Source organism: Pseudomonas sp. NMS19W (genome assembly GCF_051554255.1).
Lineage (GTDB): Bacteria > Pseudomonadota > Gammaproteobacteria > Pseudomonadales > Pseudomonadaceae > Aquipseudomonas > Aquipseudomonas kribbensis.
In genome coordinates this window covers 3,038,581-3,060,310 of sequence record NZ_CP136718.1, presented here as the reverse complement: position 1 = coordinate 3,060,310, position 21,730 = coordinate 3,038,581, and the positions used below count along the sequence as shown (strand labels likewise).

Annotated in this window: 17 protein-coding genes and 1 pseudogene; 11 read left to right on the top strand and 7 right to left on the bottom strand. The window is 61.2% G+C overall.

Going from position 1 to position 21,730, the window contains the following annotated elements:
• Positions 1–81: 81 nt before the first annotated feature.
• Genes R1A29_RS13785 through dmpG form a run of 6 tightly spaced genes read left to right on the top strand, consistent with a single transcriptional unit; the run spans position 82 to position 6,554 of the window.
• Positions 82–951, top strand: coding sequence for an alpha/beta fold hydrolase (locus R1A29_RS13785; protein ID WP_438301881.1), 870 nt, complete (start codon positions 82–84; stop codon positions 949–951).
• Positions 952–960: 9 nt separating this feature from the next.
• A complete protein-coding gene (locus tag R1A29_RS13780) occupies positions 961–1,971 on the top strand; it encodes a VOC family protein (RefSeq protein ID WP_438301880.1) in 1,011 nt (336 codons plus the stop codon).
• A 13-nt stretch (positions 1,972–1,984) separates the two neighbouring features.
• A complete protein-coding gene (locus R1A29_RS13775) occupies positions 1,985–3,736 on the top strand; it encodes a bifunctional 3-(3-hydroxy-phenyl)propionate/3-hydroxycinnamic acid hydroxylase (RefSeq protein WP_438301879.1) in 1,752 nt (583 codons plus the stop codon).
• On the top strand, positions 3,733–4,524 hold the full coding sequence (locus tag R1A29_RS13770; protein WP_438301878.1) for a 2-keto-4-pentenoate hydratase: 792 nt from the start codon (positions 3,733–3,735) through the stop codon (positions 4,522–4,524). The genes R1A29_RS13775 and R1A29_RS13770 overlap by 4 nt, the downstream gene beginning before the upstream one ends.
• 58 nt (positions 4,525–4,582) lie before the next feature.
• On the top strand, positions 4,583–5,524 hold the full coding sequence (locus R1A29_RS13765; protein WP_438301877.1) for an acetaldehyde dehydrogenase (acetylating): 942 nt from the start codon (positions 4,583–4,585) through the stop codon (positions 5,522–5,524).
• Between the two features lie 10 nt (positions 5,525–5,534).
• Positions 5,535–6,554 (top strand): 4-hydroxy-2-oxovalerate aldolase, encoded by a 1,020-nt coding sequence (gene dmpG / locus R1A29_RS13760; protein ID WP_438301876.1) that lies wholly within the window; start codon positions 5,535–5,537, stop codon positions 6,552–6,554.
• A 176-nt stretch (positions 6,555–6,730) separates the two neighbouring features.
• Here the strand turns inward: dmpG and R1A29_RS13755 are convergent, their stop codons facing one another.
• Positions 6,731–7,390: a carbonic anhydrase gene (locus tag R1A29_RS13755; RefSeq protein WP_085709845.1), complete on the bottom strand. Its 660-nt coding sequence runs from the start codon at positions 7,388–7,390 to the stop codon at positions 6,731–6,733.
• A 215-nt stretch (positions 7,391–7,605) separates the two neighbouring features.
• Here R1A29_RS13755 and R1A29_RS13750 point away from each other — a divergent pair, with 215 nt between their 5' ends.
• The gene (locus tag R1A29_RS13750) at positions 7,606–8,172 is read left to right on the top strand and encodes a TetR/AcrR family transcriptional regulator (protein ID WP_438301875.1); all 567 of its coding nucleotides are present in this window, start codon (positions 7,606–7,608) and stop codon (positions 8,170–8,172) included.
• An 81-nt stretch (positions 8,173–8,253) separates the two neighbouring features.
• Here R1A29_RS13750 and R1A29_RS13745 read toward each other — a convergent pair whose 3' ends face one another.
• The 3 genes from R1A29_RS13745 to R1A29_RS13735 are packed head-to-tail and all read right to left on the bottom strand — an operon-like array spanning position 8,254 to position 13,978.
• On the bottom strand, positions 8,254–9,657 hold the full coding sequence (locus tag R1A29_RS13745; RefSeq protein WP_438301874.1) for an efflux transporter outer membrane subunit: 1,404 nt from the start codon (positions 9,655–9,657) through the stop codon (positions 8,254–8,256).
• 4 nt (positions 9,658–9,661) lie between these two features.
• The gene (locus R1A29_RS13740; RefSeq protein WP_438301873.1) at positions 9,662–12,793 is read right to left on the bottom strand and encodes a multidrug efflux RND transporter permease subunit; all 3,132 of its coding nucleotides are present in this window, start codon (positions 12,791–12,793) and stop codon (positions 9,662–9,664) included.
• A gap of 27 nt (positions 12,794–12,820) precedes the next feature.
• Positions 12,821–13,978 (bottom strand): MexC family multidrug efflux RND transporter periplasmic adaptor subunit, encoded by a 1,158-nt coding sequence (locus tag R1A29_RS13735; protein WP_438301872.1) that lies wholly within the window; start codon positions 13,976–13,978, stop codon positions 12,821–12,823.
• A gap of 118 nt (positions 13,979–14,096) precedes the next feature.
• On the opposite strand from R1A29_RS13735, the gene R1A29_RS13730 reads away from it, so the two are divergent.
• The gene (locus tag R1A29_RS13730) at positions 14,097–14,663 is read left to right on the top strand and encodes a TetR/AcrR family transcriptional regulator (protein WP_438301871.1); all 567 of its coding nucleotides are present in this window, start codon (positions 14,097–14,099) and stop codon (positions 14,661–14,663) included.
• Here the strand turns inward: R1A29_RS13730 and R1A29_RS13725 are convergent, their stop codons facing one another.
• Positions 14,664–15,275 carry a dTMP kinase gene (locus tag R1A29_RS13725; protein ID WP_438301870.1) on the bottom strand — a complete coding sequence of 204 codons (612 nt, stop codon included), beginning with the start codon at positions 15,273–15,275 and terminating at the stop codon, positions 14,664–14,666.
• Positions 15,276–15,424: 149 nt separating this feature from the next.
• On the opposite strand from R1A29_RS13725, the pseudogene R1A29_RS13720 reads away from it, so the two are divergent.
• The 3 genes and pseudogenes from R1A29_RS13720 to R1A29_RS13710 all read left to right on the top strand — a co-directional run bounded on the left by R1A29_RS13720 (position 15,425) and on the right by R1A29_RS13710 (position 20,606).
• Positions 15,425–16,559 (top strand): annotated as a pseudogene (locus R1A29_RS13720) (aminotransferase class V-fold PLP-dependent enzyme).
• Between the two features lie 271 nt (positions 16,560–16,830).
• Positions 16,831–19,236: a glucose/quinate/shikimate family membrane-bound PQQ-dependent dehydrogenase gene (locus tag R1A29_RS13715; protein WP_438301869.1), complete on the top strand. Its 2,406-nt coding sequence runs from the start codon at positions 16,831–16,833 to the stop codon at positions 19,234–19,236.
• 83 nt (positions 19,237–19,319) lie between these two features.
• The gene (locus R1A29_RS13710; protein ID WP_438301868.1) at positions 19,320–20,606 is read left to right on the top strand and encodes a carbohydrate porin; all 1,287 of its coding nucleotides are present in this window, start codon (positions 19,320–19,322) and stop codon (positions 20,604–20,606) included.
• An 11-nt stretch (positions 20,607–20,617) separates the two neighbouring features.
• Here the strand turns inward: R1A29_RS13710 and R1A29_RS13705 are convergent, their stop codons facing one another.
• Together R1A29_RS13705 and R1A29_RS13700 are read right to left on the bottom strand one after the other, a co-directional pair.
• Positions 20,618–21,298, bottom strand: coding sequence for a DUF3313 domain-containing protein (locus R1A29_RS13705; protein ID WP_438301867.1), 681 nt, complete (start codon positions 21,296–21,298; stop codon positions 20,618–20,620).
• A complete protein-coding gene (locus R1A29_RS13700) occupies positions 21,298–21,624 on the bottom strand; it encodes a hypothetical protein (protein ID WP_438301866.1) in 327 nt (108 codons plus the stop codon). The genes R1A29_RS13705 and R1A29_RS13700 overlap by 1 nt, the downstream gene beginning before the upstream one ends.
• Between the last annotated feature and the right edge of the window lie 106 nt (positions 21,625–21,730).

Genomic DNA, 21,730 nt, shown 5'->3' with positions numbered 1-21,730 from the left:
AATTCTAATCTTGAGTGTTAGAGTCTGTCGCAAGCACTGACCCACCGCCAGGGCCGAAGTGCCTTACGCCAGGAACTGACAATGAACAATAAAGAACCTCTTCCTGCCCTGACCTCACGCACGGTACAAGTGGGTCGTCGGCAGATTTTCATCAGCGAAACGGGCGTCGGCCATCCCCTGCTGATGCTTCACGGTGGCGGAGCGGGAGCCTCGGGGCTCTCCAACTACTCGCGCAATATCGAATCGCTTGCCCGGCAGTTCCGCGTCATTGTGGTCGACATGCCCGGTTACGGCCGATCCACCAAAGGTGTGGATCGCAAGGACCCCTTCGGCGATCTGGCGGAGGCGATGCTCGGCCTGCTCGACACCCTGAACATCAGCAGCGCCCACGTGGTGGGCAACTCGTTGGGTGGTGCCTGTGCCTTGCGCATGGCGCTGGATGCACCCGGCCGGGTGTCGGCTCTGGTGCTGATGGGCCCCGGTGGCGTCAATACCACTCGCAGCCTGCCGACACCGGGTCTCAAGCTGTTGCTCGACTACTACAACGGCGAAGGCCCGACGCTGGCCAAGATCACACGTTTTATCCGCGACTACCTGGTGTATGACGGCAGCCAGGTCAGTGACGAGATGATCCGCGAGCGTTTTGAGGCGAGTATCGACCCGCAGGTCATTGCGGCCCCTCCCCTGCGTCGGCCAACGGGCATTCCCCGTTTCTCGCGCTGGGACTTCACCCGCGATTCACGCCTCCAGCATTGCCAGGTTCCGACCCTGGTGCTCTGGGGCGCGGACGACAAGGTCAATCGCCCCAGCGGCGGCGAGGCGCTGCGCAGTCGCATGCCGGATTGCAACCTCTACCTGTTCAGCCGGACCGGTCATTGGGTGCAGTGGGAACGTGCGGACGAATTCAACTCCGTGACTCTGGCGTTCCTCGCCAGTCGCACCGCGCGCTGAGTTGTCGTCATGAATAATCAAGCAACGATCAGTCGGACAACGCCGGACATCTTCGGCGCCAGCAGCATGGGCTATGCATTGATCGAGTCCCGCCACCTGGCGCGTTGGCGTGAGCTGCTCCAGCACGGCATCGGCCTGCACCTGGCCAGTTCGGACGAGCAAACCCTGGCTTTTCGTATGGATCAACACCAGCGGCGGATCATTATCCAGCGCGGTCCGCAGGAAGATTTTCTTGCCGTCGGCTGGCAATTACGCGACCAGTCCACTCTCGACGAAGTGCTCAAGCGCCTGCAACGCCTCGGTATCGAAGCGCAACCCAGCCAGCCGGAAGAAGCCGCACAACGTGGGGTGAAAAGGTTCTGGCGGGTGCTCGGCCCCAAACGCATGGCCGTCGAGCTGTTCTGGGAGCCGCTGCTGACCGACAAGCCCCTGAACATGCTCAGTGCAGGTTTCATCACCGGTTCCGCCGGAATGGGCCACTTGGCGATCACCTCGCGCAAACCACAGCAGATGCAGCGCTTCTGGCAGGAAATATTTGATGCCAGAGCCAGCGACCACATCGTCGAGCGGATTGCCGGAGTGACCCTGGACATTGACTTCTTCCGGGTCAACGAACGTCACCACTCGATTGCCATCGCCCGCTTGCGTGGCCTGCCGATGGATCCGATTCGTACCCGCGTACAGCACATGAACATGCTGACCACCTCGGTCAGTGAACTGACCAACGCCTATTTGCGTTGCCGGACCCTCGGTTTCGAAATGGCCCACGAAATCGGAGAGCACCCCAACGACCGTGAGCAATCGTTCTACGTGATGAGCCCCAGCGGTTTCGAGCTGGAACTGGGTTGCAACGCCAGGGTGGTCGATGAGGCTCTTTGGCGCACAACTTCCTATCAAGGCATCAGCCTGTGGGGGCATCGCCCGGAGAAAAGCGGTGCCTGGCACACGTTGACCACCAACCTGGCGAACTTCGCCCGTGGCACACGTTCGTTGCTCAAGCCCGAATATTCACCGCTGTAAGAGAGATATCGTCATGAATAACAAAAACGAGTCTGTAACGAGCGTCGACGTGATTATTTCCGGGCTTGGCCCGACGGGCGCCACGCTCGCACATCTGCTCGGCAAGCGAGGTCTGTCGGTGCTTGTGCTGGAACGCGAGCCACTGTTTTATGGCAACGCCCGGGCGGTCTATACGGACGACGAGTGCATGCGCGTCATGCAGGCGGCCGGCGTTGCCGCCGAGCTTTCAGCCAACATGCAAGTCGATACGCCCGCTCAGTGGGTGCTGGCCAATGGCAAGATCCTCGGCCAGTACTGGCGCCTCGATCGCCCCTATGGCTGGCCGATCATCAACTTCCTTTACCAGCCCTGGCTGGAAACCACGCTGAGCGATCTGCTCGAGCGTTACCCCAATGTGCGGGTTGCCCGTGGTCGTGAACTCACGCAGTTCACACAGGATGAACATGGGGTGACCGTGACCCATCAGGCCACCAGCACCTTCCGCTTCAGTGATGCGACGGATGCCCGGCAGGCATCTGAAGTCGATCCCGACCCGCAAACCATTCGCGGGCGCTATCTGGTGGGGGCTGACGGCGGCCGCAGTACGGTACGTGAGGCATTGGGCATCGGCATGAGCGGCAAAAACTTTCCCGAACCCTGGCTGGTGGTCGATCTGGAGATGAAGGAAGGCGAGGATGCCTTGCGTCATCTGCCCTACTTCAGTTTCATCTGCGACCCTGATTGCCCGACAGTCTGCTGTCCTCAGCCCGGCCGTTTCCATCGTTTCGAATTCATGCTGATGCCCGGCCAGACTCGCGAACAGATGGAAGACCCGACAGTGGTGCGCAACCTGATCAGCCGTTACGTCGACCCGGACAAGTTCGAGGTCAAACGCAAGCTGGTCTACACCTTCAACGCCCTGGTGGCGAAGGATTGGCGCAAGGGCCGGGTATTGATTGCCGGCGACGCCGCCCACATGACACCGCAGTTCATGGGCCAGGGCATGAGCTCCGGTGTGCGTGATGCCTACAACCTGGCCTGGAAAATCGACGCCGTGATCAAGGGGCAAGCCGGTGAGCGGCTGCTCGAAACCTATGGCAGCGAACGCTTCCACCATGCCAAGGCGATGATTGATATTTCGGTGCAGATGAAGGACTTCGTCTCGATGTCCAGTCCGGTTTCCAGCCTGATGCGCAACCTGCTGGTCAAGACCGTCCTGGCGACACCATTTCTTGGCCGCTATGTTCGCGAAGGCCGTTTCAAACCGGCCCCGACCTACGCCCCTGATAGTTATCTGGGCATGCCGCGCCGTCATCGGCGCTCGCCTGAAGGGCGGATGATTCCGCAACCCGAAGTCCGCACCTTCAAGGGCCAGCGCGTATTGCTCGATGACCTGCTGGGCGACGGTTTTGCCTTGATAGGACTTGAAGTCGATCCACGCGTCCATCTGAGTCAGGCGTCGCGGAAACTGCTGGATATCCAGAACACGCGCTTCGCCACCCTCTTCCCGTTTGGCGCCCGTCCACAGGGCGCCGATACCGATCGTTCCAATACCAGTGAACTGCTCGAACTTGAGGATGTGCAAGGTGAGATGGTCGCGTGGTTCAAGCGCTCGGGGTTCTCCAGTGGAGCCGTCGCCGTGGTGCGCCCGGACAAATTCACCTTCGCCATGGTCGAGGCCGCGGATCTGGATCGGGCCATCAACGAACTCAAGTTCCAGCTGCAATGGAGCCCCGGTGCTGAAGTCGTCGCAGACGAGCCTCGACTGCTGAGGAAAATCGCATGAGCCAGCTCCCTTTGAAGTCTCTGCAAGACGCCGCCGCAGCCCTGGCCAGAGCACGGGAGCAAGGCGAGCCCTGTGCACGGATCTCGTCTACTTTCGGTATCGATTCGTTGACCGGCGCCTATGCAGTACAGGAAATCAACACCCAACGGGCCCTGGCCCAGGGGCGACGTCTGGTCGGCCGTAAAATCGGACTGACCTCGGCTGCCGTGCAACAGCAACTGGGCGTCGATCAACCGGATTTCGGCATGCTGTTCGCCGATATGGAAATCGCCGATGGCGGTGAAATCCAGATCAGTCAGTTGATCCAGCCCAAGGCCGAAGGCGAGATTGCGTTCGTTCTGGGCCGCGATCTTCCATATGAAGATACGACCCTCGCGGAACTGCTGCGGGCAGTGGAGTACGTGGTGCCTGCGCTGGAAATCGTCGATTCGGCCATCGAGAACTGGAACATATCGCTGGTGGACACGGTGGCGGACAACGCTTCATCGGGGGTGTATGTGTTGGGTAAACAGCCGACCCCACTCGCCTCGCTGGACCTTCGGCTGGAAGGCATGCTGCTGGAAAAGAATGCCGCCACGGCGTCGATCGGTGTCGGCGCTGCGTGCCTTGGCAATCCGGTGGACGCCTGCCTGTGGCTGGCTCGCACCATGGCCCGGATGGGCCGTCCCTTGCAGGCCGGCGACGTGCTGCTTTCTGGCGCCCTGGGGCCAATGACACCTGTCGTGGCCGGGGACAGCCTGCACTTGCACTTGACCCGACTTGGCCAGATCCGTTGCCGCTTCATCTGACCTGCCCGTCCTTCTGCGCCGGGCTGTCGTGGCCTGGCCCTTCTGAGAGATTGCTCCCATGAGTCAAACCAAACTCAAGGTCGCCATCATCGGCTCCGGCAACATCGGCACCGACCTGATGATCAAGATTCTGCGCAACGCCAGACACCTGGAAATGGCGGTGATGGTCGGGATCGACCCTGCATCCGACGGCCTCGCCCGCGCCGAACGCATGGGCGTCGCGACCACCCACGAGGGGATTGAAGGCCTGACCCGCATGGACGCGTTCAAGGACATCGACTTCGTCTTCGACGCCACCTCGGCCGGTGCCCATCTGGAGAACGAGAATCTCCTGCGCTCGATCAAGCCGGGTATCCGCCTGATCGACCTCACTCCGGCGGCTATCGGCCCTTACTGCATTCCAGTGGTCAACCTGGAGGAAAATCTGGATCGACTCAACGTCAACATGGTCACCTGCGGCGGTCAGGCGACCATTCCAGTGGTCGCCGCCGTATCCCGTGTTGCCCGGGTTCACTACGCCGAAATCGTCGCTTCGATCGCCAGCAAATCGGCCGGCCCCGGCACCCGCGCCAACATTGACGAGTTCACAGAAACCACCTCCAGGGCCATCGAAATGGTGGGTGGGGCGTCCAAAGGCAAGGCGATCATCATCATGAACCCGGCCGAACCGCCGCTGATGATGCGTGACACGGTGTTCGTGCTGTCCGAAACCGCCGATCAGGCGCAGATAGAGGCTTCCGTCGAGGAGATGGTGGCGGCCGTCCAGGCCTATGTGCCGGGTTATCGCCTGAAACAGAAGGTTCAGTTTGACGTCATTGCCGAATCGGCACCCCTGAACATTCCGGGGCTGGGACGCTTCAGCGGCCTCAAGACCTCGGTATTCCTTGAGGTCGAAGGCGCCGCCCATTACCTGCCTGCCTACGCCGGCAATCTCGACATCATGACCTCCGCTGCCTTGGCCACCGCCGAGCGCATGGCGCAGTCGATGCTCAACGCCTGAGGGGCCCGACATGACATTCAATCCCGGCAAGAAAATCTACATCTCCGACGTGACCCTGCGCGACGGCAGCCATGCCATCCGACATCAGTACTCGCTGCAGAATGTTCAGGACATTGCGCGCGCACTGGACAAGGCCAGGGTCGATTCGATCGAAATCGCCCACGGCGACGGCCTGCAGGGTTCGAGCTTCAACTATGGCTTTGCCGCCCATACCGATCTGGAATGGATCGAAGCGGCTGCCGATGTCATCGAGCACGCCAAAATCACCACCCTGCTGCTGCCGGGGATCGGCACGGTGCACGACCTCAAGGCCGCCTATGATGCCGGCGCACGCGTGGTGCGCATCGCCACGCACTGTACGGAAGCCGACGTTTCGAAACAGCACATTGAATATGCTCGCGAGCTGGGCATGGACACCGTCGGTTTCCTGATGATGAGCCACATGATCGCCCCTGAGCACCTGGCGGCCCAGGCCCGGCTGATGGAAAGCTATGGCGCGACCTGCGTGTACATGGCCGACTCCGGTGGCGCGATGAACATGCAGGATGTTCGCGAGCGCTTCCGGGCTTTCAAAGCCGTTCTGAAACCGGAAACCGAAACCGGCATGCACGCCCACCACAACCTGTCGCTGGGCGTCGCCAACTCGATCACCGCTGTCGAGGAAGGCTGCGACCGGATCGATGCAAGTCTCGCCGGTATGGGGGCCGGCGCCGGCAACGCGCCGCTGGAAGTGTTCATCGCCGCCGCCGAGCGCCTGGGTTGGAACCACGGCACGGACCTCTACACGCTGCTCGCCGCCGCCGACGACATCGTTCGCCCGCTGCAGGATCGGCCGGTGCGGGTCGACCGTGAAACCCTGGCACTGGGTTATGCCGGCGTCTATTCAAGCTTCTTGCGGCATGCCGAAAATGCCGCCGCCAGGTACGGCCTCAAGACCCTGGACATACTGGTCGAACTGGGCAGGCGTCGCATGGTTGGCGGGCAGGAAGACATGATCGTCGACGTCGCGCTGGATCTGCTCAAGCGCTGAACCGAGCAACACTCCCGAAAGGAATGGCGCCTCTACTCGAGTATGGTCCGAGGCGCCGTCATGGGGAGCCTTTCAACTCGCCCAATTGAACTCTTGAAAAGCAGGCTCGCCCCGACCAAATCCCGGGGCTGGTTGGCCAGGACGAAGCCATCTCCGTCCTGACTCGTCCCTCTGCGTTACACCTGATCAACGTTGCGCGCAGCGACGGCAACGGTGGTCGGTGAGTCAGAAAGTTTGATGAAGCGGCGAGTGGCGCCATCCAGCGCATCGATGCAGCCCGCCTCGATGTCATAGACCCAGCCATGCAGGTTCAAACGCCCCTGCTCGAGCGCCAGTGCCACCGATGGGTGAGTGCGCAGGTTCGCCAGTTGTGCGATCACGTTTTCACGCACGAGGCCGTCGAGCTTGTCACGCGGCGTATCGAATTCATGCGCGGCGTTGATCGCTTTCGCGGCGTCCGAATGGCGAAGCCAGTTGGCAACGGCTGGAAGATGATCCAGACAGGTGCAGCGTGAAATCGCGCCCATCGCCCCGCAATCCGAGTGGCCGCAGATCACGATGTCCTTTACGCCGAGCACGGCAACCGCGTATTCGACGGTGGCCGAAACACCACCCGGTTCAGGCCCGTAAGACGGCACGATGTTGCCGGCGTTGCGGATCACGAACAGCTCGCCCGGTTCGCGCTGTGTGAGGAGTTCAGGTACTACACGACTGTCCGAGCAGGTGACGAACAACGCCTTGGGGTTCTGTTCTGTCGCGAGCTGCTTGAAAAGCTCGACACGCTGCGGATAGACCTCGCGCTGGAAACGCAGAAAGCCATCAATGATGTCACGCATGGAATCCTCCAAATCAAAATGCCGGATACCGACACGAGCACTCGACATGCCCTCGCGCCGCAATGGGGGTCATTATTGCAGACCTCGCGCGCATTGGATGTACTCAATCAGCGGTGGACGATGTCTGGCCGCGGTTTCGGGGGAATTTCAACTGGTCGGGTACAGGCCTTTTCCTGCACAATCCCACGCATTGAAATTCGCTCCGAGACTCACTGATGTCCCTGACTCCCCAAGACGAACGACTCATCAAGGCACTGGCCCTGGCCATCGTTGATCGTCCACGCGCGACGCTCAAGGAACTGGCTGAAGCCGCCGGCGTCAGCAAGGCGACGCTGCACCGCTTCTGCGGCACCCGTGACAATCTGGTGCAGATCATGGAAAGCCACGGTGAGACCGTTCTGAACCAGATCACCACCACGACCGACCTGTTGAATGGCGATCCGGTGCAAGCCCTGCGCGGTCTGGTGAATGAGCATCTGGCACATCGAGAAATGCTGGTTTTCCTGCTCTTTCAGTATCGCCCCGACACGTTCACCGACACCGATGAAGGCAAACGCTGGCAGTTCTACCTTGATGCTCTCGATGCCTTTTTTCTGCGCGGCCAGCAGTTGGGTGCGTTCCGTATCGATATCACGGCGGCGGTCTTTACCGAGCTGTTCCTGACCATGATCTTCGCCATGGTCGATGCCGAGCGCCGTGGGCGTGCCGCCAGTGCCAACTCGGCCAACGTCGTGGAACAGATGTTCCTGCATGGCGCTGCCAACCCTGCCCGTCTTCAATAGCATTTCACCCGCAAAAAAGCCCCGCGACCTTTCGATCCACGGGGCCAAAGGGTTGGATGCGCCAACCCGAAGGAGCTCCTTTCAGGACTTGTCCGGCGACCAGCCTCCGCCCAACGAACGAAACAGATCGACCAGGGCAATTTGCCGCTGAGTGCTGACCTCGATAGATGCCGTTTCGTTGACAAAGCTGGTGCGCTGGGCATCGAGGTAGCGCAGGTGACTGTCGATGCCACCTTCATAACGCGCCTTGGCCAGTTTCAGGGTTTCGCTGCTGGTGTTGGCCAATGCGCGTCGGGCTGCTTCTTCCCGGCGCAAGGTGTCGGTGGCGGCCAGTGCATCGGCGACCTCGCGAAACGCCGTCTGAATCGTGCCCTCATAAGCCGCCACCGCCGAATCTTTGCGCGCTTCCGCCAGACTCAGGCCGGCACTGTTGCGCCCGGCGTCGAACAACGGCAGCGACAGGTTCGGCACAAAACTCCAGGACCGTGAGCCTCCGTCAAACAAACCGGACATCTGCGCGCTGGACGTGCCGAAGCTGCCGGTCAGGCTGATGCGCGGAAAGAACGCCGCCCGTGCAGCGCCGATGTCGGCATTGCGCGCCTGCAGTCGATGTTCGGCGGCGAGGATGTCCGGTCGGCGCTCGATCAACGTGGAAGTAGTGTCAGGCGCAATGTCCTGAACCAGCATCGGCTCCGTCGACAGCCGTTCAGGAATCGACTTCGCCGCATCCTTGGTGCCGAGCAACAACACCAGCGCGTTGAAGGCCTGCTGTTTCTGCCGCAGATTGCTTTCCTGTTCGGCGCGTGATTGCTCTACCAGCCCCAATGCTTCCTGATAGTCCAGCGCTGTGGCCGTACCGTTCGAGCGGCGCTGACTGATCAGCGCGAAAGAATATTCGCGGCTGATCAGGGTTTGTTGGGTCAGATCCAGACGACGCTGGGCGCCATCGTGAATCAGATAAGCCTGGCTGACTTCGGCAATCAGGGCGATTTGCGCGGCGCGGGCCGCTTCTTCGGTGGCCAGGTACTCTTGCAACGCGGAATCCGTGAGGCTCTTCACCCGGCCGAACAGATCCAGCTCGTATTCAGGCAGCGACACGCCGACCTGATAACTGCTGGCAACCCCTGCCCGGCCATTGCTGGCCAGGTCCGCCGGCAAGCGCTGGCGATTGCCGGAGGCGCCGGCATTCAAGCCCGGAACCCGGTCCGCCCGCTGAATGCGGTATTGCGCCCGGGCCTGCTCGATGTCCAGAAGCGTCTGGCGCAGCGAGCGGTTGTTATCCAGGGCGATCACCACCAAACGACGCAACTCGGGATCGACAATAAAGGTCTGCCACGCCAGTTGATTGATCGGACTGCCCTGCTTCGTCGTCTCTACCGTCCAGTGTTCCGCAACCGGCGCAGCAGGACGCTCATAAGTCGGTGCCAGCGAGCAACCGCCCAACAGCATGGCGATCACCAGCGTAGAGAATGCTGAAATACGCATGGAATCACTCCTGAGCCAAAGCGGGTTGTTCGACAGGCGCGGGTTTGCTGCGCAACCGCGACAGCACCCAGACAAAACAGATCGGCACGAACAGCACACCCAGCAGCGTCGCGCTGAGCATCCCGCCGATCACGCCGGTACCGATTGCACGCTGACTCGCCGCCCCTGCCCCGGTGGCCAATGCCAGCGGCACCACACCGAGAATGAAGGCCATGGAAGTCATGACGATCGGACGGAAACGCAGGCGCGCGGCCTCGATGGCGGCGTCACGCAAGCTGTAGCCCTTCTCCCACAGTTCCTTGGCGAACTCGACGATAAGGATCGCGTTCTTCGCCGCCAGACCAATGATGGTGATCAGGCCCACCTTGAAATACACGTCGTTGGGCATGCCGGCGACCATCACCGCCAGCACCGCACCGATGGCGCCGATCGGCACGATCAGCATCACTGTCAACGGAATCGCCCAGCTCTCGTAGAGCGCCACCAGCAACAGGAACACCACCAGAATCGCCAGCGCGAACAGTTGCGTCGCCTGACCGCTGGAGACCTTTTCCTGATACGACAGCCCCGTCCACTCGTAGCTGAACCCTGCCGGCAATTGCGCGGCGATTCGTTCCATTTCCGCCATGGCTTCACCGGTGCTGTAACCCGGCCCGGCGTCACCGACAATGCGGATCGACGGATAACCGTTGTAGCGCACCAGTTGCACCGGGCCTTCCTCCCAGTGGGTGGTGACGAAGGCGCTCAGCGGCACCAGATTGCCGGCGCTGTTGTGCACGTACAGTTTGAGCACGCTTTCCGGGGTCATCCGGTCGCCCTGCTCGGCCTGCACCACCACACGCTGCTGACGGCCAGAGTTGGTGAAGTCGTTGATCACTTCAGAACCGAATGCGGCGGACAACGCACTGCTGATCGACTCGAAACTCACGCCCAGGGTGCGGGCCTTGTCACGGTCGATCACTACGCGCAATTGCGGCGACTCGGCCAGGCCTTCCATCATGGCGTAGAGGATTTTCGGGTTGCCGTTGGCCTGACCGAGCACTTGGTCACGGGCGGCGAGCAAGGCTTCACGACCCAGTCCGGCGCGGTCCTGCAGGCGCAGCGCGAAACCACCGGAGTTGCCCAGACCGTCAATCGGTGGCGGTGGCACCGCCATCACGGCGCCGTCGTTGATCACGGCAAATTGTTCGTTCAGCGCCATGACCTCGGCCATCGCCGATTGATCCTCGCCACGCAGCGACCAGTCCTTGAACACCGGGAATGCCAGCGCCGCGTTGTCGCCCATCCCGGAGAAGCTGAAGCCTGAGACCAGGAACATCGACTGCACCGCATCACGGGAGGCGAGATAACGTTCCAGTTGTTCGCCGGTCGCTTCGGTGCGGGTACGGGTCGCGCCCGGCGGCAGCTGGACGTCGACGATCATGTAGCCCTGGTCTTCCACGGGCACAAAGGATTCCGGCAAACGCAGGTAGAAGTAACCGAGCATCGCGATAATGCCCACGTACACCAGCATCATGCGGCCGGCACGAGCGACCAGTCCGTTGTTGAGGATCGAATAACGCTCGGTGAGCCGCGCAAAACCACGGTTGAAGGCGCCGAAGAAGCCGCGCTTTTCATGGTGCCCTTGCGGAATCGGCTTGAGCAATGTGGCGCACAGCGCCGGCGTGAAGGTCAGCGCGAGGAAGCCCGAGAACAGGATCGACACCGCCAGCGACACCGAGAACTGCTGGTAAATCACACCCACCGAACCGGACATGAACGCCAGCGGCATGAACACCGCCGACAGCACCAGGGTGATACCGATGATCGCGCCCGATACCTGCCCCATGGCTTTGATCGTCGCGTCGACCGGCGACAACCCTTCTTCGGCCATGATCCGCTCGACGTTCTCCACCACCACAATGGCGTCGTCCACCAGAATGCCGATGGCGAGGACCATGCCGAACATGGTCATCATGTTCACCGAGAAGCCCAGCAGGTACATCATCACCAGCGTGCCGAGCAGACATACCGGCACCACAATCGACGGAATCAGCGTGTAGCGGATGTTCTGCAAAAACAGGAACATCACCAGGAATACCAGCACCATCGCCTCGATCAGGGTGTGGATCACCTTCTCGATGGCAACGTCGACGAAACGCGAGGTGTCGTAGGGAACGGAATACTCCACGTCGTCCGGGAAGTACGCCGACAGTTCGGCCAGACGTTCCTTGACGGCGGTTGCGGTCTGGATTGCGTTGGCGCCGGGGGACAACTGGATCGCTGCGGCCACGGCCGGTTTGCCGTTCAGGCGCGAGTTGAAGTTGTAGCTTTCCTGGCCGATTTCCACGCGGGCGACGTCGCCCAGTTTGACCGTCGAGCCGTCCTCGTTGGCACGCAGGACGATGCGGGCAAATTCTTGCGGATTATCCAGCGTGCCTTTCACCGCCAGGGTCGCGGTCAGTTCCTGCTGGCTGCTGCTCGGCGTGCTGCCGAAGCTGCCGGCCGGCACCTGCACGTTTTGCCCGCGAATCGCGGTGCTCACGTCGTCGATGGACAGGCCGTAACCCACCAGTTTCTGTGGGTCGAGCCAGATGCGCATCGCAGCTTCGGATGAGAAGAATTGCAGCTTGCCGACGCCCGGCACCCGGCGCAGTTCGTTGTTGATGTTGCGCGCGGCGTAGTCGCCCAGTGCGGTCGTGTCGGTGTGTTGGGTGCCTTCCTTATAGTTGAGCGCGTAGATCAGCAGGAAACCGGCGCTCGCCTGTTCCACCTCCAGGCCTTGGGTCAACACGGCTTGCGGCATGCGCGACTCAGCCTTTTTCAGGCGGTTTTGCACGTCGACCTGAGCGAGCTGCGGATCAGTGCCCGGCTGGAACGTCACCGCAATTTCGGCGATGCCGTTGGAGTTGTTGGTCGACTCGAAATACAGCAGGTTCTTCGCACCGTTGAGCGACTCTTCGATCACGCTGGTGACCGAGTCCACCAGCACTTTCGCCGAGGCACCGGGATAGGTCGCCGTGACCTTGATCTGCGGCGGCGCAACGTCGGGATACTGCGCCACCGGCAGCATCGGGATGACCAGCAGGCCGGCCAGAGAGATGAACAACGCCACCACCCAGGCGAAGTTCGGGCGTTTGATGAAAAACTTGGACATCGGGAAATCCTCGCGGCGACGGCGCCCTTATTGTTTCGACTCAGACGACTGAGCCACGGCCTGAGACTGACCCGGTACGACCTTGGCCCCCGGTTGCAGTCCGGCAAGACCACCGACGATCACTTGATCGCCCGCCTTCAGGCCTTCACTGATCTGCCAACGCGAACCCTGCATGGCGCCGGTCACCACACTGCGTGCTTCGACCCGCTCGTCTGCGCCGACCACCATCACCTGAGCAGTGCCATCGCTGCCACGTTGCACCGAGCGTTGCGGCACGAGAATGGCCTGGCTATCGGTGCCCTGTGGTGTTCGCACACGGACATACATGCCCGGCAACAGCACGCCGTCGCTATTGGCGAACTTGCCGCGCAACGACACCTGCCCGGTGCCGCGATCCACGGCGATATCGGTAAACATCAGCGCACCCTGACGCTCATAGTTGGTGCCGTCGACACGAATCGACAGTGCCTTGTTGTCGTCGGCGGAGAGTTTTCCGTCCTTGAGCGATTCGCGCAGACGCAGCGCGTCGGCAGCCGATTGGGTGAAGTCGACATACACCGGATCCAGTTGCTGAATCCGCGCCATCAACGTCGCGTCCCCCTGCCCGACCAAGGCGCCTTCGGTGACCAGCGCACGGCCGACACGGCCGGAAATCGGTGCCGTCACCGAGGCATAACCCAGGTTCAGCCGGGCGCTTTGCAGATCGGCCTGGGCCGAACGCGTGGCTGCCTGAGCGCTGCGCAGATCCGCCATGGCGCTGTCGAAATCCTGTTGGCTGACTGCTTCGATCTTCACCAGCGGTTCATAACGCTTGACCCGGGCCTGAGCTTCAAGTGCAACAGACTGGGCGCGGGCCAGTTCACCTTCAGCTCGGGACAACGCTGCTTTGAGCGGTGCCGGATCGATCTGAAACAACAGATCTCCGGCTTTCACATCCGCGCCTTCTTCAAAACGCTTCTGCATCACGATCCCCGGCACCCGAGCGCGCACTTCCGCAACGCGCATCGGCTCCACCCTGCCCGGCAGCTCAGACGTCAGCGCCAAAGGCTCGGTCTTCACCGCCACCACTTCTACCGGGCGCGCCACTTCCGCCACCGCCGCCTGTTCACTTGCCGGCCCACACCCGGCCAACGCAATGGCGACTGCCAGCGAACCCGCCATTCCTACCGCACGCAAATTGCCCATAACTCACCCAAGGCTTGATCGAATTTGGCGCGAATGCTACGTTTCAAATCCTAATGAGTCAATAATGTCTCATGTGAGTATTTTGTGAATCTTATATGAACACCGCTCAAGGCCTCAGATGAATTCGATTTCCCATGATGAACAGCTGCTCAAGTCGCTGACCCTGGCCGTGGCCAACCGGCCGCGGGCGACGATGAAGGAACTGGCGCAACAGGCAGGCGTGAGCAAGGCCACCCTGCACCGCTACTGCGGAACACGGGAAAATCTGACGGCCAAACTGGAGGAACACGCCGAGGGCACGTTGAAGCTGATCATCGACAACGCCGACCTGCAGCACCTGGAACCGCTGGAGGCGCTGCGCCGATTGATCCGGGAACACCTCGCCCACCGCGAGCTGCTGGCCTTTCTGATGGCGCAATACCGCCCCGACTTTCTCGACCTGGAACAAGGTGGCAGGCGCTGGCTGTTTTATCTGGAGGCGCTGGACGGGTTCTTTTTGAGAGGCCAGCAGGCGGGGCTGTTTCGCATCGATATCACCGCGGCAATCTTTACCGAGTTGTTCATATCGCTGGTCTACGGACTGGTGGATGCCGAACTGCGCGGGCGTGCGGCCCATGCGGATTCGGCACGGACGCTTGAGCGGATGTTTTTGAATGGGGTACTGGCTGCTCGGCGTCTTTCTTGATCAGCCAAACAATTTACGGATTTCGGAAACCACCTGCATCGTGGCGTCTTCGATCGTGCCTTCATTGCGGCACAAAGCCCAGCCGTGATCGGCGGCCGCTTGCTCGAACATCTCCGTACACGCGACATGCTCCGCGTGCTTCTGGATCACCGTACCGCCCAGTCCCCTGGACCGTGCCTTGGCCCTGGCCCATGAAATATCCGGTGCGGTGACGACGCCGACATGCAGGTCTGGCACCTGCACGTTTCGCTCGATATTCAACCGGAGAATCTCTGCAAACGGGACGGTATGGCGAAACGCGGCGTCAGACGGATACCAGCGATCGATCAGGATAATGCTGCCCGGCGGTTGTTCCGTCAGCACGTGCCGGGAAATCCAGCGACGGCTATCAGCAAAGCGCTGACACACAGCCCACTCCAGATCCCGGGAGTGATTTCTGGCGAGTTCGTTGACGAGGGCCATGGTGGCCCTCCGGTGCGGATCGCTTTTTCTCTCGCACAGTCGGATGACTTTCTTGTTGTCGGCCCTCAGTACTGCCGTCACCGCTTCCAGTAATGTGGTTTTGCCGGTTCCTTTTGGCCCATCCAGAGAAACAAACAGCGGACGATTCATTTTTCACACAACGATTGAGGCATTGATGACCACTCTATCCTCATTTCTGCATTTCACTCAGCTCATCCCTGCCCTTTGCCTAAACTTGCTTCCCGATGATGTTCGCCAGACCTTTTGACTGCCAGGGAATCACAGAAGGAGTCACCCCCATGTCAAAGCTATACCCGAGTATCGATCCTGAGGGGTTGGTCGAGTATTCGGTGGTCTACACCGACCGCTCGCTCAACCACATGTCGCAGTCATTCCAAGGCGTCATGAAGAACATTTCCAGGACCCTGAAGCAGGTCTACAACGCCGAGGGCGTTGCGGTGGTTCCGGGCAGCGGCACTTTCGGCATGGAAGCGGTGGCGCGACAGTTCGCCACCGGCCAGCAATGTCTGGTGATACGCAATGGCTGGTTCAGTTATCGCTGGAGCCAGATCCTTGAGACGGGCAACATCCCGGCGGCGACTACGGTGCTGAAAGCCCGACCGGTCGAAACGGGTCGCCAGGCTGCCTACGCCCCGCCGCCTCTGGACGAAGTCCTGGCAGCCATTCACACGCATAAGCCACAGATTGTCTTCGCGCCCCACGTTGAAACCTCATCGGGGATTATCCTGCCCGACGAGTACCTGCGGGCCGTCGGCGACGCCGTGCATGCGGTGGGTGGCCTGTTCGTGCTGGACTGCATCGCTTCCGGCACGCTTTGGGTTGATATGCACAAATGTGCCGTCGACCTGCTGATCAGCGCACCGCAGAAAGGCTGGAGCGCCTCGCCTTGCTGTGCCCTGGTGATGTTCAGTGCCTTGGCCCTCGAGCGCATCGAGCACACGCAAAGCAGCAGCTTTGCCTGTGACTTGAAGAAGTGGCTGCAGATCATGCAGGCCTACGAACAGGGCGGACATGCCTACCATGCGACCATGCCCAGTGATTCCCTCGCGCGGTTCAACGACGTAATGAACGAGACCCAAGCCTACGGTTTCGAAAAAGGTCCGCGGCGAACAACAGGCTCTGGGTGATCGGGTTCGCGCCATGTTGACCGGCAAAGGCTTCAAAAGCGTGGCCGCCGTCGGCTTTCAGGCCCCGGGCGTGGTGGTGAGCTACACAGATGATGCCGATATCAAAAACGGCAAGAAATTTGCCAGCCACGGCCTGCAGATCGCCGCCGGGGTGCCGTTGCAATGCGACGAACCGGCCGACTTCCAGACCTTCCGTATCGGTCTGTTCGGGCTGGAAAAATTGCACAACATCGAGCGTACGGTCAGCACCCTTGAGCAGGCACTGGATGAGGTGATGGCTCACTAAGTCCACTTCTCGCCCGTAGCCAATAGCGTTCCCGCCGATCCTGTTCGGCGGGAACCATCAAGCCGCGATCAACCTGTCATAAATTCCATATCTGCTGGCAAATAAAAGACTTTTCCACCGTTTCAATAGTCCCTGAGGACCCGCGAGGGCAAGGCCAGCGTCGATTGGTCGCACCAATGAGCGCAAAAAACCCTTTCATTCTGAATTAGTGATTTAACTAGGTAGTTACCTAACGATATACTGCCCGCCTCATTTCAACGGGACATTCAACGTGAAGCAGAGTCAACGCCTCTCGGGCATATCAACATTCATTCTGGTTGGGCTTGGGGTGATCATCGCCCTGCTCGGTCTGGCACTGGCGGCTGGCGGTGTGAAATTGGTCAGCCTGGGAGGCTCCTGGTACTTCCTGGTGGGTGGTCTGGTCATGGCCCTGTCCGGTCTGCTGATCGCTCGCCGCAAGCCTGCCGGCGCCTGGCTGTTTGCGGCGTTTCTGGTCGGGACTGCGATCTGGGCAGTGAGTGACGCAGGACTGGTGTTCTGGCCGGTGTTCTCGCGCCTGTTTATGTTCAGCGCCGTAGGTCTGGCGGTTGCGCTGGTTTACCCGATGCTGAAACGTGCCAATGGTGGCGTTGCGGGTCGTGGTGCTTACGGCGTTGCCGCTGTTCTGGCAGTTGGCCTGGCCGTGGCTGCCGGCAACATGTTCGTCGCGCACCCGACCGTCGCCCCTACCGGCACCGGCCCTGGCCTGACGCCAGTCGAGCCGGAAAAGGCGCAGAAAGACTGGGCACACTACGGCAATACCGAAGGCGGCAGCCGCTTCGCTGCGCTGGACCAGATCAACCGCAGCAACGTCGACAAGTTGAAAGTCGCGTGGACCTATCACACCGGCGACATCGCCGAGAGTGACGGCAACGGCGCCGAAGACCAGTTGACTCCGCTGCAGATCGGCAACAAGGTGTTCATCTGCACCCCGCACAACAACCTGATTGCTCTGGATGCCGACACCGGTAAGGAACTCTGGAAAAACGCGATCAACGCCAAGTCCAAAGTCTGGCAGCGTTGCCGTGGCATGGCCTACTTCGATGCCAGCGCAGCCGTCGCCAAACCGGCCAGCTCGCCAGTCACCGAAACCCCGGCCGCTCCTGCCGCCAACTGCACCCGCCGTCTGCTGACCAACACCATCGACGCCCGTCTGATCGCGGTCGATGCCGACACCGGCGAGTTCTGCCAGGGTTTCGGCAACAACGGCCAGGTGGATCTGAAGGCCGGTCTGGGTGATGTCCCGGACAGCTACTATCAACTGTCCTCCGCGCCGCTGATGGCCGGCACCACCGTGGTCGTTGGCGGTCGCGTGGCGGACAACGTGCAGACCGACATGCCGGGCGGCGTGATCCGTGGTTTCGACGTGATGACCGGTGCAATGCGCTGGGCCTTCGACCCGGGCAACCCGCAGGATAAAAAGGCCCCGGCCGATGGCAAGACCTATGTTCGCAGCACGCCGAACAGCTGGGCGCCGATGTCTTACGACCCGGCAACCAACACGGTCTTTCTGCCGATGGGCAGTTCCTCCACCGACATCTATGGTGTTGAACGCAACAAACTCGACCACACCTACGGTGCTTCGATCCTGGCGCTGGACGCCAACAGCGGCGAAGAAAAGTGGGTCTACCAGACCGTGCACAACGACCTCTGGGACTTCGACCTGCCGATGCAGCCAAGCCTGATCGACTTCACCAAGGACGGCAAAACCGTACCGGCGTTGGTGATCGGCACCAAGGCCGGGCAGATCTACGTGCTGGATCGCGCCACCGGCAAGCCGCTGACCGAAGTCAAAGAAGTACCGGTCAAGGCTTCGAACATTCCGAACGAACCGTACTCGCCAACCCAGCCGAAATCCGTGGGCATGCCGCAGATCGGTGCCCAGCACCTGACCGAATCGGACATGTGGGGCGCCACCCCGTATGACCAGCTGCTGTGCCGGATCGATTTCAAGTCGATGCGCTACGAAGGCCTGTACACCGCGCCGGGCACCGACAAGTCCCTGAGTTTCCCGGGCTCGCTGGGCGGCATGAACTGGGGCAGCATCTCCACTGACCCGGTGCACGGTTTCATCTTCGTCAACGACATGCGTCTGGGCCTGTGGATTCAAATGATCCCGTCGCAGAACAAAGGTGAAGCAACCTCCGGTGGCGAAGCGCTGAACACCGGCATGGGCGCTGTTCCGCTGAAAGGCACGCCGTACGCGGTCAACAAGAACCGCTTCCTGTCGGTGGCCGGCATTCCGTGCCAGGCACCGCCGTTCGGCACCCTGACCGCGATCGACATGAAGACCCAGAAAGTCGCCTGGCAGGTTCCGGTCGGCACCGTTGAAGACACTGGTCCACTGGGCATCCGCATGCACCTGCCGATCAAGATCGGCCTGCCGACCCTCGGCGGCACCCTGTCGACTCAAGGTGGTTTGATCTTCATCGCCGGCACCCAGGACTTCTACCTGCGCGCCTACAACAGCGGCAACGGTGAAGAAATCTGGAAAGCCCGTCTGCCGGTCGGCAGCCAGGGCGGCCCGATGACTTACGTGTCGCCGAAAACCGGCAAGCAGTACGTGGTCATCACTGCCGGCGGCGCCCGTCAGTCGACTGATCGTGGCGACTACGTCATGGCGTACGCCCTGCCGTAAACCGCTGCGCCCTCCTTCATTTCACAGCGCGCGGCACCTTCGGGTGTCGCGCCGTTTCATGTCTTTGGCTCTGGATTTCAGCAATGTCATTCGTTGTTCGTTTTTCCCAAACGGGTGTTCTGCTCGCTCTCGCCTGCAGCACCGCCCTGCCCGCTTTCGCTGACACCGATTCGAACGTGTTTACCCGCAACACCCTGACCGGCGACTGGGGCGGCCTGCGTCACCAGCTCGACGAAGACGGCGTCAAGTTCACCGGCGACTACACCGGCGAAACCGCCTACAACGCCGACGGCGGTCTGCATCGCTCCGCCCGTTACTCACAGAACATCAAGCTCGGCGCGCAATTTGATCTGAGCAAAATCTATGGCGTCGACAACGCCGGCAAGGTCCAGCTGACCATCAACGACCGGCGCGGCAACAGCGCCTCGGAAGATCTGGTCGGCAACCGTCTGCCAATCCAGGAAAACTACGGCGGTCTCTACACCCGCCTGACCGAACTGAGTTACGAGCGCACCCTGTTCACCCCGGCACTGAACGTCAAACTCGGCTACATGGCCATGGGCAACGACCTCGGCGGCCTCGACAGCGGCATTCTCTGCAACTTCATGAACGCCGGTTTCTGCGGCCATCCGCTGAACATGTCCGGCGGCAGCGGCTGGACCAACTACCCCAACGCGCACTTGGGCGTGCGGGTGAAATACGACCTGTCGCCAGAGTGGCAATTGCGCGTGGCCGCGTTCAACGTCGACCCCGAAAGCAACGGCAACTCCAGCCGCGCCTGGCACCTGGGACCGAAACACACCACCGGCACCGTGGTGCCTGTCGAACTGGTCTACAAACATGCGGGCACCCTGCCTGGCGAATACAAGCTCGGTTATTACTACGACAGCTCCGACGTGAAACGCATCGGCAGCGACAAGGAAGTGTCCGGTCGCGGCGGCCATTACCTGCTGATCGATCAGGCCGTGTGGAGCTCGCCAACCTCCGAAGGCCGCAGCCTGCACGCCTTCGGCCAATACTCGGCGGCCAGCGAAGCGGCTTCGCCGTTCAGCAAGTGGTATGGCGCCGGCGTGGTGCTGTACAAACCGTTCGAAGGCCGCCCGCGCGACACCGTCGCCCTGGGTTACGGCCGCGCCGTGCAGAACCCGCGCAGCCGCGACGTGCAACAAGACGCCGCGCTGGCCAACGGCACGCCGCTTTCCAATATCGACGGCGCCGAACAACTGATCGAACTCGGCTACGGTTACCAGGCCACCCCATGGCTGACCCTGCGCCCGAACCTGCAGTACATCATCGAGCCGGGCGCGTTTTCCGGGCAGGACATCGACAATGCACTGGTGGTGGGCCTACAGGTAAAAGCGGCGCTGTGACGTACCGGCGGTCACCGCGCAGTCACCTTGCGCGCGGCGACACAGGTCTGGCTCAAATCGCTGGCCCAACCGTCGAGCACGCCTTTGACGTTCTCGGCGGTCATCACCTGTTTGTCGTTTTCCAATGGCACGCCCGTGCCCTTGCGTACGACTTTCGCCACCACCTCGCCGGTCGATCCGTCCTCGATCGACACTTCCGTGGCGATCTCGCTGTCCTGATCACGAATGCCGGCAGCGGTGCTCACGCCGGCCGCAACCAGCGTGATCGGCAGCCATTCGTAGTACCGCAGGCCCTGGGTGCTGGTGGCGACTTGCGTGATGGCGGGCCGCACAACCAGCGTGTTCGGGCCGGGCGCGGATGCCAGCGGCAGCGTTTTGCCCAGTTCCTGCCGGAGGGCCGCGTCGTAGTAGCGGGTCACACCGGACAACGTGCTCTGCGGGATTCGCCCCGTGGGCTGAACCTGCGGATAGAACTGGCTCGGCGCCAGATACACCCGGGTGTAACGGCCGGTCGCCAACGCCGGGCTGACCCAGCTCAGAACCGTCTGACCCGACGGCGTCTGCTGCTCCTTCAACATGCTGTAGTCGTTGAGAAACCCGGAGTACATTTCCGGTTCGACTTTTTTGCTGCTGCAGGCCGACAGGCTCAAAGTCGCTGCCAACAACAGCACCAGCGAATGACGGTTTCTCATCAATGCGCGTCCCCTGCGGTCTGAATCTGGCCGAACGGGGTATTTTCAGAACACTCGATGCGCAACTGGCCGTGGGTCATGATCCAGTGAATGAATTCGCTCGTGGGGATGGAGTGGATGTATTCCACCCAATGACTGTCGGCCGGGCTGAAGCGCTCGAAGTAGCGGCGCATGACGAGTTGGCTCTGGTCCGGAACGATTCCCAGGCAGGTTTCCTGGAAAAAGATCGGCGCGTTGAACACGCTGCTTGTGGTGCGCTGGGTCAGAATCAATGGGCGCACGGCGCCATGCCCCTGAGTCGAATAAGCGCTTTTCATATCCTTCATATGAACCCCCTTGGATGGAATGCCGGCAGAGTGCCCGAGGTTTTTTGCCCAAGGATGTCCGGCTGATGTCCGTCCGGAAGGAATGTTGCAGGATTGAAATAAATGA